Origin of the sequence: Aeromonas sp. XH, assembly GCF_033348475.1 — a bacterium.
Classification (GTDB): Bacteria; Pseudomonadota; Gammaproteobacteria; order Enterobacterales; family Aeromonadaceae; genus Aeromonas; species Aeromonas sanarellii.
In genome coordinates, this window is sequence record NZ_CP137630.1 from 1,404,691 (window position 1) to 1,417,703 (window position 13,013).

The following is a 13,013-nucleotide window of genomic DNA, read 5'->3' on the forward strand; positions in this document are numbered from 1 at the left end:
AGCCGAACCCCGGGGTTCGGCTTTTTTGTGGGCGCCTATCAGGGCTTGGAGCAGACCGGGCAGTCGGGGCGCTTGGGGAGCTTCATCTCCCGGAAACCGCCCTGGAGGCCGTCGATCATCAGCAGGCGGCCGCTGTAGCTCTTGCCCATGCCGGCCAGCAGCTTGATGGCTTCGAGGGCCTGCAGGCTGCCCACCAGCCCCACCACGGGGGCGAGTACCCCCGCCTCGACACAGGTGAGGGCCTGATCGCCAAAGAGGGCGCTGAGACAGGCGTAGCAGGGTTCATCCTCCTGCCAGGTGAAGCTGCACAACTGCCCCTCCAGCCGGATGGCGGCGCCGGACACCAGGGGCACCCGGTGCGCGCGGGCACGCCGGTTGAGCAGGTTGCGGATGGCGACGTTGTCGGTGCAGTCGAGCACCAGCTGGTGGCCGGGCAGCAGGGCGTCGAGCAGCGCCTCGTCGGCGACGGCGGCGTGGGTCTCGACCCTGAGCCAGGGGGTGAGGGCCCGCAGCGTCTTGGCCGCGGAGTCCACCTTGTACATGCCGATGCGCTCGTCGCTGTGCAGCACCTGGCGCTGCAGATTGGAGAGCTCCACCCGATCGAAATCCACCAGGGTGAGCCGGCCGACCCCGGCCACCGCCAGATACTGGCTGGCGGCGCAGCCCAGGCCCCCGGCGCCGATCACCAGCACGCTAGCCTGTTTGAGCGCCTCCTGCCCCTCGAAGTCGAAGGACTTGAGCACTATCTGGCGGTTGTAGCGCAGGAGCTCGGCGTCGCTCAGGATCTCGCTCACAGCAGCAGCCCCGAGAAGGGCTCGACGGTCACCGTCTCGCCGACGGCCACCTTGCCGCGCTCCTGCTCGAGCACGATGTAGCAGTTGGCCCGGGACAGGGAGCTGAAGACCCCGGAGTCCTGGGATCCGGTGCTGCGCACTTCCAGGCCGTCTGGGCCCGCGCTCAATATGCCGCGCTGGAAGTCGAGCCGTCCCGGACTCTTTTTAAGCGGCTCGGTGACTGTGGCCTTGAGGAGGATGGGGCGCTCGAACTGCTGGCCGGCGAGGCGGGCCAGCGCCGGCTGCACCAGCTGATCGAAGGTGACCATGGCGGAGACTGGGTTGCCCGGCAGGCCGAAGAACCAGGCATGGGGCAGGCGGCCAAAGGCAAAGGGCTTGCCCGGCTTGATGGCGAGCTTCCAGAAGCCGATTTCGCCGAGCTCCTCAAGTAGCTGCTTGGTGAAGTCCGCCTCGCCCACCGAGACACCGCCCGTGGTGATCAGGGCGTCGGCCTCGCGGTCGGCCTGCAAGAAGGCGGCACGCAGGGCGGCCGGATCGTCGGGAATGATGCCAAGGTCCAGGCAGTCTATGCCCATGCGGCTCAGCATGGCCTTGACCCCGTAACGGTTGGAGTCGTAGATGTCCCCATGCCGGAGCGGGGTACCCAGGGGCTTGAGCTCGTCCCCCGTGCTGAAGATGGCCACCTTCAGGGGGCGGCGCACCGAGACGCTCGCGATGCCGAGGGACGCCAGCAGCGGCAGCTCCCGGGGGCTCAGGCGCAGGCCGCTGGCGAGCACCCTGGCCCCCTGCGCCAGGTCCTCGCCGCGGCGGCGGATATTCTGGCCAGGCAGGGGATGAGTCAGAAAAGTGATCCCGTTGTCGTTCGCCTGCGTTTCTTCCTGCATGACCACCGCCTCCGTGCCCGCAGGCACCGGGGCCCCGGTCATGATGCGGATGCAGTGGCCGGCAGGCCATTCCCCCTGATAGGGCTGGCCCGCGAAGGCCTTGCCCGCCACGGGAAGCGGCGCCCCGGCGGCGAGATCCGCCAGGCGCACCGCATAGCCGTCCATGGCGGCGTTGTCGAAGGGGGGCACCGACAGGGGGGAGCTGATCTCCTCGGCCAGGATCCGATCCAGCGCCTGGGGCAGGGGCAACCGCTCCGTCTCGCAGCAGCAGGTGAGTTGTTCCAGCATCCCTTGCAGGGCCTTGTCCAAGGGGAGGAGTGCACCGGTATCGAATCCCATCATCATGACCTCTCTGGTGTGTAGGGGGCGGATTATCCCAAAAATCCGCCCGAATGGGCAGGCCGAAGGTGCGGGAATGGGGGCTGGCCCCCCGGGTGTGGGGCGGCAGTCCTCTCGCACCACCAGGTGGGGGCGGGTCCGGGTTCAGCCTATGTCCCCGAACGGGGAGGTGGATAGAGAGCAAAACGGGGCGGTTTGACATAAAGTCGGGTGCCGGACTTGAGTTAGCCGGAATTATGACAATAATCGCCCTGTAAGATTGCGCCGCGGCACCATGCCGCAGGCCAGCACAGTCCCTGAGCGTGGGAGAGAAACAAGATGACGAGCTTAAGCCAGGAAGCCCTGTTGGTCAGGGCGGCGCTCGAGGCCCAGGGTCTCGAGACACCTCTGGTGGCCAATGCATTGAACGGCCAGCAGAAGAAGGAAAAAATCGAAGGTCATATGCGCGCCATCATGGAGACGCTGGGACTGGATCTGGCCGACGACAGTCTGGCCGAGACGCCGCACCGCATCGCCAAGATGTACGTGAACGAGATCTTCTCCGGCCTCGACTATGCCACCTTCCCCAAGGTGACGGTGATCGAGAACAAGATGAAGGTGGACGAGATGATCATGGTGCGGGACATCAGCCTCACCAGCACCTGCGAACACCACTTCGTCACCATAGACGGCTTTGCCCACGTGGCCTACATCCCCCGCGGCAAGGTGATTGGCCTGTCGAAGATCAACCGCATCGTGCAGTTCTTCGCCCGCCGTCCCCAGGTGCAGGAGCGGCTCACCCAGCAGATCCTGCTGGCGCTGCAGACCCTGCTCGGCACCCAGGACGTGGCCATCAGCATCAAGGCGACCCATTTTTGCGTGAAGGCCCGTGGCGTGATGGACTCCACCTCCTACACCACCACCACCTCCCTGGGCGGCGTCTTCAAGACCCAGCCCGATACCCGCGCCGAGTTTCTCGGCGGCCTGAAGGGTTAGCAACAGGGGGCATGCTCCGGCATGCCCCGCCTGCCCGTTTTTTTCTGAAAAAATCCTAAAGCCCGGGCAATGCCGGCCGATATGGCTCTCCGTGTCGCCGGATGGCCGGTCTTTCAGTGCCGTGCGGCGCCCTCATCTCACGGTGTAACAGCGGTGCCAGCGCATGGCGTTGCCCTGGTGTACACCGACACGGATGAGACCCGATGTACTGCTAAGGATGGCGGTGATGGTGCTCGCGCCCTTGGGCCGACGCCGACCAATGCCCCTTGTTTTCCCTATGCAGGACATGCCATGAACACCATGACGATAGGCAAGAAACTTACCGCCGGCTTTGCCGTCCTCGGCCTGATGATGGCCTTTATCGGCGGGGCCTCGCTGTTTGAATTCAGCAAGATGAACCGGGCCGCCATCGGCTTCACCGACAGCATCCTGCCCGCGGTCGTGCGCACCAGCACCCTGGGCGAGACCATCAATGCCCTGCGCCGCTACGAGCTGGATGTCTTTCTGGTGGCGGACGATCCCCAGCAGAAGGCCCGCTATCGCGACGAGAGCGAGAAGAGCCTGCGGGACGCCGCGCAGCAGATAGCGGCCCACGATGCCACCATCTGGGCGGAAGATCTGGAGGAGCGGCGCACCTTCGACATCGTCAAGGTGGACTGGGAGAAGTACGTCGCCCTGCACCAGCGCATCCGTCAGATGCAGGACGCAGGCCAGATGGCCGAGGCCCAGCACCTCTTCATGGCCGAGGGGGTGACCCTCTACACCAACCTGAGCAAGTCGGTGGGGGATCTCATCCGCATCAATCACGGCTACTCCGTCAGCTCCCGTGCCGAGGTGGTCGCCGCCTTCGACAGCGCCAAGCAGAGCGTCACCCTGGCCCTGATCATCGGCCTGGCGCTGGTGATCGCCCTCTCCGTGGTACTGACCCGCCAGATCCGCGACCCGCTCATCATGCTGGCCCGCCAGGCCCAGCGCATCGCGAGCGGCGATCTCGGCAAGGGGGAGCTGCAGGAGTGGATCCGTGGCAACCGCTTCAACCGCGACGAGCTGGGTCAGCTGGGCTCGGCCATCGACCGGATGCAGGAGGCGCTGGCTAGCCTGGTGAGCGAGATCGCGGGCTCGGTGAGCCAGCTCAGCAGCGCGGTGGAGGAGGTGAGCGCCATCTCCGAGCAGTCCGCCAAGGGCATGGCCAGCCAGCAGAGCGAGGTCTCCCAGGTGGCCACCGCCATGAACGAGATGCAGTCCACCGTCAATGAGGTGGCCCGCAACACCACGGACGCCATGGGCGCGGCCAAGCAGGCTTCCCGCACCTCGGCCCAGGGCAACGAGGTGGTGCGTGGCGCCATCGGCAGCATAGAGCAGGTCTCCCGCCAGATAGAGCAGGCGGGGGCCGTGGTGCAGCAACTGGAGACCGACAGCGCCAGCATCAGCATGGTGCTTGACGTCATTCGCGGCATCGCCGAGCAGACCAATCTGCTGGCCCTCAACGCGGCCATCGAGGCGGCCCGGGCTGGCGAGCAGGGGCGCGGTTTTGCGGTCGTCGCGGACGAGGTGCGCAGTCTGGCCCAGCGTACCCAGGCGTCCACCGCCGAGATCAGCAAGATGATCGAGGTGCTGCAGGAGCGCACCGCCGAGGCGGGCAACGCCATGCAGCTGAGCCGCCAGCAGATGCAGGAGAGCGTCGAGCTGGCCCGGGAGGCGGGGGGCAGCATCGACAGCATCAACGGTGCCGTCACCCAGATCACCGACATGAACACCCTGATCGCCACCGCCACCGAGCAGCAGAACGCGGTCACCGAGGAGCTCAACCGCAGCATCGTCAATATCCATGCCGCCGCCGACGAGAACGCTCTGGGGGCACAGCAGACCGCCCAAGCCTGCGTCGAGCTGAGCAAGCTGGCCACCTCGCTGCACCATATGACCCAGCGTTTTACCCTGTAAGCCTTGTTCGGCAGATAGCAGAAGGCCCCGCCAATTGGCGGGGCCTTGTCGTTTCTGGCTGGACCTGGGCGCCGTCAGCTCAGCCCCCACTGTCTCACCGCCGTCGTCGATATGGCGGCTGGGGAGGGCAGGCTGCCAACCGGCGCTTCAGCTCAGGCCGACTATCTCACCGTCGTCGTCGATATCGATATGACAGTAGGCCGGCAGGCTGCCCAGGCCCGGCATGGTCATGACGGGGCCCGCCAGGGCATAGACGAAGCCGGCGCCGGCGCAGAGCCGCACCTCCTCGACGGGCACCTCGAAGTCAGTCGGCACGCCTTTCCTGGCGGGGTCGTGGCTGATGGAGAGCGGCGTCTTGGCCACGCAGACCGGCAGGTGATCCCAGCCATCGGCCGAGAGACTGGCCAACTGCCGGCGCGCCTTGTCCGACAGTTGCACGCCGCGCCCGCCGTAACCGCACTCCACCAGGGTGGCGAGCTTGGCGGCGAGACTCGCCTCGTCGGGGTAGAGCAGTCTGACCTCACTCGGCTGCTCGCAGGCCGTCACCACGGCGCGGGCCAGATCCGCGGCGCCCGCCCCCCCTTGGGTGAACGCCTGGGAGAGGGCGACGTCGCAGGCCCCGGCGCGGCGCGCCTCCTCTGCCAGCAGGGCCAGTTCGGCGTCGCTGTCGCTCGGGAAGCGGTTGATGGCCACCACCACGGGCACCCCGTAACGGCGGGCGTTCTGGATGTGCCAGGCGAGGTTGGCACAGCCCGCTTTCAGGGTGGGCAGATCTTCCCCCTGCAGGCTGGCTGGCAGCGGCTGGCCCGGGCGGATGTCAAGCAGGCCGCTGTTGGCCTTGAGGCCGCGCACCGTGGCCACCAGCACCACGCAGGCGGGGGCGAGGCCGGACTGGCGATACTTGATGTTGAAGAACTTCTCCAGCCCCATGTCGGAGCCGAACCCCGCCTCGGTCACCACATAGTCGGCCAGGCCCAGGGCCATGCGATCGGCGATGACGGAGGAGTTGCCGTGGGCGATGTTGGCAAAGGGGCCGGCGTGGACCAGCACCGGGGTCTGCTCCGTGGTCTGCATCAGGGTGGGTTGCAGGGCGTCTTTGAGCAGCACCGTCATGGCCCCCGCCACTTCCAGCTGCTCGGCAGTCACGGGTTGGCCGCGAAGGTCGAGGGCGAGCTGGATGCGGCCGATGCGCGCGCGCAAGTCCTTGAGATCGCTCGCCAGGGCCAGAATGGCCATCAGCTCGGAGGCTGCGGTGATGACGAAGCGATCGGGGCGCTCGACACCGTCGGCGACGCCCCCCTGACCGAGGGTGAGGTGGCGCAGGGCCCTGTCATTCATGTCCAGGGCGCGCGGCCAGAGGATGTTGGCCGGGTCGATATCTAGGCGCGCCAGCCCGGTGTTGGGGGTGAACGCCTCCCCGAGTTTCTGCTCGTGGAACAGGCGGGCATCGAGGGCGGCTGCGGCCAGGTTGTGGGCGGCGGTGAGGGCGTGAAAATCCCCGGTGAGGTGGAGGTTCATCTCCTCCATCGGCACCACCTGGGCCATGCCACCCCCGGCGGCGCCCCCCTTGACCCCGAACACGGGGCCGAGGCTCGGCTGGCGTATGGTGGCGATGCCGGCCTGGCCGATGTGGTTGAGCCCCATGGAGAGGCCGATCGTGGTGACCGTCTTGCCCTCCCCAAGGGGGGTGGGCGTGATGGCGCTCACCAGCACCAGCTTGCCGGGCTCGCGGGCGGGGGCGTGATCGAGCAGCGCGAGGTCGAGTTTGCCCTTGTAATGGCCGTGGGGGTGGAGATGGGCGGCCGCTATGCCGAGCTGTGCTGCCACCTCGGCGATGGGCAGGCGGGGGGACTGGCGGGAGATCTCGATATCGCTTAGCATCAGCACCTCGTTGGCATGTCGGGTCAAAGATGCGGCGAAGTCTAGAGGAATCAACAGGGTAATCCAATGAGCAATACTATTTTATCCGGCAGTCGTGAGCCCCATCAAAGCCCCATCCTGCTGGATCTCAACGCCCTCTATCACCCGCCCAAACGGCCGCTCACTGCCCTTGGCATCGTCAGCGCCTTCATCCCGCTGTTCGGCTACGGCTGGCAGGCGATGACCCAGGATCCCGAGACCCATTTTCGCCACGAGCTGGGCAGGCGCATCAACAGGCACAGGAGCGACGAGGCAAACCTCGCCCTGATCCTGCAACTGGCAGCCATGCTCGACTGCCACTGCCTGCACATCACACTGCCCTACGCCCTCGACGAGGCGCAACTCGCCGCCTTGCAACGGCGGCTGCCGCGCTGGCAGCTGACGATGACCGAACTCCTGCTGGTGGCCGAGCTGATGCCCACTCCCTGAGCCCGGGCTCAGGTCTCCCTGTCCCAGTAGTGGGGCGCCAGGTAGCGCTCCTGCACGAACTCGATGAAGCAGCGCACCTTGGCCGAGACGAAGCGGCGGTGCGGATAGAGGGCGTAGAGCCCCACCTGCCCCTTCTCCCACTCCGGTAGCAGGGGCACCAGCGCCCCCGAGCGCAGCGCGTCACCGACGATGAAGGTGGGCTGCAGTATGATGCCCTGGTGGTCGCAGGCGGCCCGGGTCAGGGCCACCCCGTTGTTGGCGCGAAGGGGCCCCTGGGGGCGAATGCTCTGTTGCTCCCCATCCCGTTTGAAGACCCAGTCCGGCTGGGTCAGGGTGTAGATGAGGCAGTCGTGCTGTTTGAGATCCTCCGGGGTCCTGGGGGTGCCCCGGCGGGCCAGGTAGTCTGGGCTGGCGCACACCACCATCTTCATCATGGCGAGCGGCTTGGCCACCAGGGAGGAGTCCGGCAGGTTGCCGATGCGCAGGGCCAGATCGAACCCCTCCTCCACCAGGGCCACCCGCCGGTCGCTGTACTCTATCTCCAGCTTGAGCTCGGGGAAGCGCTCACGAAACAGCGGCAGGGCGGGGGAGAGGTGCAGGTAGCCGAAGTCCATGGGCACCGACAGCTTGAGGGTGCCCTGGGGCTGCTGGTTGTTGTGGGTGAGCTGGCTGTGGGTCTCCTCGAGCTCCGCCAGCAGGACCAGGGAGCGCTGATAGTAGAACTGGCCCGCCTCTGTGGGGTTGACCTGGCGGGTGGTGCGCGACAGCAGCCGGGTCGACAGCGACTCCTCGAGCTGCTGCATCAGCTTGGACGTCATGGCGACCGAGATCCCGAGCTGGTGGGCGGCCTTGGTAAAGCTCTGGCACTCCACCACCTTGATGAAGGTGCGCATGGCGGCTATCTGATCCATATTCCACTCTCAGTTGATAATTATTTTAATAAATCGATGATTATCTATTGCTACGAGGAGGTTAGCATTTTGGACACAGATGTGAACCCCCAATGAAGGAACGATCGGAATGAAAATGACCAAGGCCCTGCTGGCCTCCTGCCTGTTTATGGCGGCTCCCCTGATGGCGGCCGATTACGATGTCGACGCGGCCCACACCACAGTCCAGTTCAAGGTGGGCCACCTCGGCTTCTCCGAGCTGGTCGGCCGGTTCAACACCTTCAGCGGCACCTTCAGCATGGACGACGCCAACCCGGCGGCGGCCAAGGCGAGCTTCGAGATCGACGCCGCCAGCGTGGACTCCAACCACGAGGCCCGCGACAAGCACCTGCGCAGCCCCGACTTCCTGGACGTGAAGCAGTACCCCAAGATGACCTTCGTCAGCACCGGCTATGAAGGCACCAAGGAGAAGGGCGTGCTCAAGGGCACCCTGACCCTGCACGGCGTCGCCAGGGAAGTGGCCTTCGATCTGGTCCACATCGGCGAAGGCAAGGATCCCTGGGGTGGCTACCGCAGCGGCTTCAACGCCACCACCACCATCAAGCGCAGCGACTTTGGCGTGAACTACATGGTGCCGAACATCCCGGACGAGATGAACATCAGCCTGTTCGTCGAAGGCGTGCGCAAGTAATGGGCGCAGCGCTCTTGCTACAAACCCTGGCGGCCCCCTTGGGGGCCGCCTTGCTGTCGTGGCGCTGGCCGCGGCTGGGGTATCCGGGGGGCGCCCTGGCGCTCTGGCTGGTGGGCTGCCTGCTGGGCGGCGCCTATGGGTTACCGGTCAAGGCGTGGCAGTGGCTGCCGCTGTGCCTGCTGGTGCCCGCCCTGGCACAGTTGGTCGACAAGGGGGTCGCCCTGGTGCTGTTCGCCCTGCTCGGCGCCCTGGTGTGGTGGCAGGGGTTGGCCTCGGTGCTCGCCACAGAGCCGCGCATCTGGCTGGCCCTGCTGCCCGCCGTCGCCTGGTACGGCTGGACGGGCTGGCGCGGTGACAGCGAGGAGGGGCTCGGCTTCGCCCTCGCCTTCATCTGGCTGGCGCTGGTCATCGGCATCGACGGCAGCCTGCTGATCGCCCAGCTGGCGGGCGCCCTGGCCGCCTTCGCCGGGTTCCGCGCCCTGCTCGGCGCCTTTGCGGGGGTCAAGGTGGCCCCGGCCGCCCTGGGGCTGGCGCTCGCCTTCGTGCAGATGCTGGCCTGGCAATACGTGGAAGTGCCGCTCTTGGTGCTGCTGCCGGTCTGGTTGCTGCCACTCCTTGAGTGGATCCTGCGCAAGCGCCCCGGATTGTCCCGTTGGGGTCTGCTGATCCTGGTGGGGGTGATCGGTGCCGGTGTGAGTCTGTGGTGGGTGTGGCCCCAGGCGTCACTTTACTGATTTCTGCATGAAAAACAGGCTATTACCTTAGAAATTGATGGGCTTGTCAAAGTCTGCACAGATAAAGATTGAGACCCATGGTGCTTTCGGATAAAAAGGATTTTCAATTATCTGGACACACACAGAACCCGGCTATGCCGGGTTCTGTTTGCCTGCTTTCTCGCGGCACGCTAAGGAGGCCACAGTTGCGCAGTCAGGGATCTGAGCATCTGTTTTTTCGCCATTTCACCGAGCAGGGACGCCTCGGGGATCTCTGCATCCTGCTGGTGACCCATCTGCTGCCCGACCGGCCCCACTTCATCCAGGTGCTCGATGGGGTGGGGCGCGTCGGCGCCATCCTGCCCAAACCCAAGTCCGTCCACGGGCCGACCCTGGCCTGGGCCCAGCAGCACTATCCCGTGCTGCCCCTCAATCGCCACTGGACCTCGGATCCCGAAGGGGTCATAGCCCAGATTGCCCCCCTGGTGCGGGAGCATGAGCGGCTCATCATCCTCGACATCGGCGGCTATTTTGCCAAGAGCCAGGCGGTCCTCGCCGAGCACTTCGGCGCGCGCTTTCTCGGGGTGGTGGAGATGACGGAGAACGGCCATCAGCGCTACGAGCAGGAGCACCTGGCCGCCCCCGTCATCTCGGTGGCCCGCAGCCCCCTCAAGCAGGCGGAGGACATCCAGATCGGCCTGAGCGTGGTCTACTCCGCCGAGTCCCTGGCGCGCACCCTGAGGCGCACCTTCAACGTCTGCCAGGCCGCCCTGTTCGGCTATGGCAAGGTGGGGCGCAGCATCGCCCGCGAACTGCGCTGCCGCAACCTGCATCTGGAGCTGGTGGAGACGGACGCCCTGCGCCAGGTGGAGGCGCTCTCCCACGGCTTCAAGCTGGTGAACAAGGCAGAGGCCCTGGGGCGGGCCGAGCTGGTGATCTGCTGCACCGGCAACGGGGCGCTGGACATTGCCGACTTGCAGGCCCTGCGCCCCGGCGCCATGGTGGCGTCGGTCACTTCCGCCGACGACGAGTTCGCGTTCTGCCTCTCCCAGCTGCCCTGGCCGAGCGAGGAGGTGTGCCCTCACGTGCTGGCCCTCAGCCGCCCGGACGGCAGCACCATCTTCCTGCTCAACCGGGGGGAGGCGGTCAACTTCGTCCACGGCGCCGTCATCGGCGAATACGTCTACCTGGTGCTGGCGGAGATCATCGAGGGGGTGCACCAGCTGGCCAGGCAGGCATCGGCCTCCGGCCTGCACGAACTGCCCCAGGCCACCATGCAGCGCATCGCCCGCCACTGGTTAACCGATTTTCACGGAGTCACCCCATGACAGAGACACAAACCCAGATGAACAAGCCGCGGATCGAGATCCGCTACTGCACCCTCTGCCGCTGGATGCTGCGGGCCGCCTGGCTCGCCCAGGAGCTGCTCTCCACCTTCGACGGCGAGCTCGGCGAGGTAGCGCTGGTGCCCGCCAGCAAGGGGGAGTTCCGCATCCTGGTGGACGGGGTGCAGGTGTGGGATCGGGTGGCCGACGAGGGCTTCCCCGAGGCCAAGGAGATCAAGCAGCGGGTGCGGGACCTCATCGCCCCGGAGCGGGATCTCGGCCACGCGGATCGCAAGCCTGCAACCGAATAAGGCGTGAAGATGACAGAGAAGAGGGAGGCATCAGCCTCCCTCTTCTTTTTGCGGTGATTTAGGCCCCCGCGTCCGTCTGGACGGGGACACCGATATAGCGCGCCCGCTTGTGGGGCTTGATGCGGCTCACGTCCACCCACACCAGGCCGTCGATACAGTGGTTGAAGTCCGGGTCGATGCCAAAATCCATGAACTGCACGCCCCCCGGCTCGCACAGCTCGGCGTACTGCTTGTAGAGGGTGGGGATGGCGCAGCCCAGGTGGTCGAGCCCCGCCTTGAGCGCCTTGAGATCGGTCCCGTAGTCGCGCCCCTCGAACAGGGGCGGCGTCTCGGGATAGGGGCGGCGTGACGGGGCGAGCGCCAGCTCGGGGGCAAAGTGCTGGCGGTAGAAGCCCACCAGCAGATCCTTGGCCGCCGGCGGCAGGCTGCCGGAGAGGCTCACGGGCCCGAACAGGTAGCGGTACTGGGGGTAGCGGGCCAGATAGGCGCCGATGCCGAACCAGAGGTAGTCCAGCCCCCGCTTGCCCCAGTAGGCGGGCTGGATGAAGCTGCGACCGAGCTCGATGGCCTGTTCCAGCCTCGGCAGCAGCTTATCTTCAAAGCCGAACAGGGTGTGGCTGTAGAGGCCATCCAGCCCCTGGCTCGCCAGCCGCTCGGCCACCGGGGCGAAGCGGTAGGCACCCACTATCTCGAGGCGGGCCGGATCCCAGAGGATCAGGTGGTGATAGTCGTCGTCGAAGGCGTCGAGATCCCGCCGCCTGCCGGAGCCTTCCCCCACGGCGCGAAAGGCGATCTCCCGCAGCCGCCCCAGCTCGCGCAGGATCACCGAGTGGCTCTGCTCGTGGCGGCGATAGAGCAGGATGCGCTGGCCATCCGGGGTCTGGCCGAGCGGCTCGCACCCGTCGACGGCCTGTTTCAGCAGACGGCGATCCTCCGGCAGGGCGATGGGGGCCTCGGTCTGCAGCCGCCCCTTCTTCCCCTTCCCGAGGCGATAGAGGTGGCTGCGCACCAGGGCGGCGGCGGTCTTGGGGGCGAGATCCCCGAGGCTCTGGGGCGGGATGCGCTCCCCCAGGGTGAGGGTGAGGCGGCGCCCCTGCTGGCGAAACAGCTGCTTGACCAGCAGCAGGCCCGCCCAGTCGTTGTTGAGCCAGGCGGCGAGGTAGAAGGAGAGGCCGTTGCGCCCGTCCAGGTGCACCGGCACCAGGGGCGTGCGGGTGCGCCTGGCCAGCTTGATGAAGCCGCTCTGCCAGGGGCCGTCCTTCACCCCCTTGGGGCCGAGGCGCGACACCTCGCCGGCGGGGAAGATGATGAGGGCCCCCTCCTCGGCCAGGTGATCCCCCATGGCCAGGATGGCGCGTCTGTCCGTCTTGCCCCCTAGGTTGTCCACTGGCAGCAGCAGGGGCCGCAGGGGGGCGAGCTGGGCCAATATCTGGTTGGCCACTATCTTGACGTCCGGGCGAATGCGCCCGAGCAGGCGCAGCAGGGCCAGCCCGTCCAAAGAGCCGATGGGGTGGTTCGCGACCAGGATGACCCGGCCGCTGGCGGGAATGTTCTCGAGCTGCGCCTCGCTCACCCGGCAGTCGAAGTCGAGCTCGGTGAGCGCCTGCTCGACGAAGTCGAGGCCGCGCAGGTGGGGATGGCGCTCGGCGAAGCGGGTGAAGGCCTCCTCGTGCAGCAGCCAGCGCAGCCCCTGCCGGAGCAGGGGACGGATGAGGGGTTGGCCGGCGAGGCGGGGCAGATGCTGCCCCAGCAGGGTATCGACGTCGAACATGGGCAAGGCTCCGCTGAACTTTGCTCAAGC

12 protein-coding genes are annotated in these 13,013 nt (G+C 66.6%); 7 read left to right on the plus strand and 5 right to left on the minus strand.

Annotated features, from left to right (window positions below; translation table 11 throughout):
- Window positions 1-38 precede the first annotated feature (38 nt).
- Complete coding sequence (moeB, locus tag R2B70_RS06715; RefSeq protein ID WP_318162940.1) at window positions 39-794, minus strand: molybdopterin-synthase adenylyltransferase MoeB; 756 nt, start codon at window positions 792-794, stop codon at window positions 39-41.
- Complete coding sequence (gene moeA, locus R2B70_RS06720) at window positions 791-2,017, minus strand: molybdopterin molybdotransferase MoeA (protein WP_318163323.1); 1,227 nt, start codon at window positions 2,015-2,017, stop codon at window positions 791-793. Before moeA ends, moeB begins: the two co-directional genes overlap by 4 nt.
- A 318-nt stretch (window positions 2,018-2,335) precedes the next feature.
- On the opposite strand from moeA, the gene folE reads away from it, so the two are divergent.
- Window positions 2,336-2,992 carry a GTP cyclohydrolase I FolE gene (gene folE / locus R2B70_RS06725; RefSeq protein ID WP_042077431.1) on the plus strand — a complete coding sequence of 219 codons (657 nt, stop codon included), beginning with the start codon at window positions 2,336-2,338 and terminating at the stop codon, window positions 2,990-2,992.
- A gap of 291 nt (window positions 2,993-3,283) precedes the next feature.
- On the plus strand, window positions 3,284-4,933 hold the full coding sequence (locus tag R2B70_RS06730; protein WP_318162941.1) for a methyl-accepting chemotaxis protein: 1,650 nt from the start codon (window positions 3,284-3,286) through the stop codon (window positions 4,931-4,933).
- Window positions 4,934-5,080: 147 nt separating this feature from the next.
- On the opposite strand, the gene R2B70_RS06735 is transcribed toward R2B70_RS06730, so the two are convergent.
- Complete coding sequence (locus R2B70_RS06735; protein WP_318162942.1) at window positions 5,081-6,814, minus strand: formate--tetrahydrofolate ligase; 1,734 nt, start codon at window positions 6,812-6,814, stop codon at window positions 5,081-5,083.
- Between the two features lie 66 nt (window positions 6,815-6,880).
- Between R2B70_RS06735 and R2B70_RS06740 the strand changes: the two genes are divergently transcribed.
- A complete protein-coding gene (locus tag R2B70_RS06740) occupies window positions 6,881-7,282 on the plus strand; it encodes a hypothetical protein (RefSeq protein ID WP_318162943.1) in 402 nt (133 codons plus the stop codon).
- Between the two features lie 8 nt (window positions 7,283-7,290).
- On the opposite strand, the gene R2B70_RS06745 is transcribed toward R2B70_RS06740, so the two are convergent.
- Entirely contained in the window at window positions 7,291-8,193 is a 903-nt protein-coding gene (locus R2B70_RS06745; protein ID WP_042077437.1) for a LysR family transcriptional regulator, read from the minus strand.
- Between the two features lie 109 nt (window positions 8,194-8,302).
- Between R2B70_RS06745 and R2B70_RS06750 the strand changes: the two genes are divergently transcribed.
- From R2B70_RS06750 to R2B70_RS06765, 4 genes are all read left to right on the plus strand, one after another.
- Window positions 8,303-8,863 (plus strand): YceI family protein, encoded by a 561-nt coding sequence (locus R2B70_RS06750; RefSeq protein WP_318162944.1) that lies wholly within the window; start codon window positions 8,303-8,305, stop codon window positions 8,861-8,863.
- Complete coding sequence (locus tag R2B70_RS06755; protein WP_318162945.1) at window positions 8,863-9,597, plus strand: hypothetical protein; 735 nt, start codon at window positions 8,863-8,865, stop codon at window positions 9,595-9,597. Before R2B70_RS06750 ends, R2B70_RS06755 begins: the two co-directional genes overlap by 1 nt.
- A gap of 185 nt (window positions 9,598-9,782) precedes the next feature.
- Window positions 9,783-10,904: an adenosylhomocysteinase gene (locus tag R2B70_RS06760; protein WP_216989921.1), complete on the plus strand. Its 1,122-nt coding sequence runs from the start codon at window positions 9,783-9,785 to the stop codon at window positions 10,902-10,904.
- Window positions 10,901-11,212: a SelT/SelW/SelH family protein gene (locus tag R2B70_RS06765; RefSeq protein ID WP_042077444.1), complete on the plus strand. Its 312-nt coding sequence runs from the start codon at window positions 10,901-10,903 to the stop codon at window positions 11,210-11,212. The genes R2B70_RS06760 and R2B70_RS06765 overlap by 4 nt, the downstream gene beginning before the upstream one ends.
- Window positions 11,213-11,270: 58 nt before the next feature.
- Here the strand turns inward: R2B70_RS06765 and R2B70_RS06770 are convergent, their stop codons facing one another.
- Complete coding sequence (locus R2B70_RS06770; RefSeq protein ID WP_318162946.1) at window positions 11,271-12,983, minus strand: lysophospholipid acyltransferase family protein; 1,713 nt, start codon at window positions 12,981-12,983, stop codon at window positions 11,271-11,273.
- Between the last annotated feature and the right edge of the window lie 30 nt (window positions 12,984-13,013).

What these genes read in the sequence shown, in the direction of transcription:
- folE (WP_042077431.1), top strand. Translation starts at nt 2,336, where the DNA reads ATGACGAGCTTAAGCCAGGAAGCCCTGTTGGTCAGGGCGGCGCTCGAG.
- moeA (WP_318163323.1), bottom strand. Translation starts at nt 2,017, where the DNA reads ATGGGATTCGATACCGGTGCACTCCTCCCCTTGGACAAGGCCCTGCAA.
- R2B70_RS06735 (WP_318162942.1), bottom strand. Translation starts at nt 6,814, where the DNA reads ATGCTAAGCGATATCGAGATCTCCCGCCAGTCCCCCCGCCTGCCCATC.
- R2B70_RS06730 (WP_318162941.1), top strand. Translation starts at nt 3,284, where the DNA reads ATGAACACCATGACGATAGGCAAGAAACTTACCGCCGGCTTTGCCGTC.
- R2B70_RS06745 (WP_042077437.1), bottom strand. Translation starts at nt 8,193, where the DNA reads ATGGATCAGATAGCCGCCATGCGCACCTTCATCAAGGTGGTGGAGTGC.
- R2B70_RS06755 (WP_318162945.1), top strand. Translation starts at nt 8,863, where the DNA reads ATGGGCGCAGCGCTCTTGCTACAAACCCTGGCGGCCCCCTTGGGGGCC.
- R2B70_RS06740 (WP_318162943.1), top strand. Translation starts at nt 6,881, where the DNA reads ATGAGCAATACTATTTTATCCGGCAGTCGTGAGCCCCATCAAAGCCCC.
- R2B70_RS06770 (WP_318162946.1), bottom strand. Translation starts at nt 12,983, where the DNA reads ATGTTCGACGTCGATACCCTGCTGGGGCAGCATCTGCCCCGCCTCGCC.
- R2B70_RS06765 (WP_042077444.1), top strand. Translation starts at nt 10,901, where the DNA reads ATGACAGAGACACAAACCCAGATGAACAAGCCGCGGATCGAGATCCGC.
- R2B70_RS06750 (WP_318162944.1), top strand. Translation starts at nt 8,303, where the DNA reads ATGAAAATGACCAAGGCCCTGCTGGCCTCCTGCCTGTTTATGGCGGCT.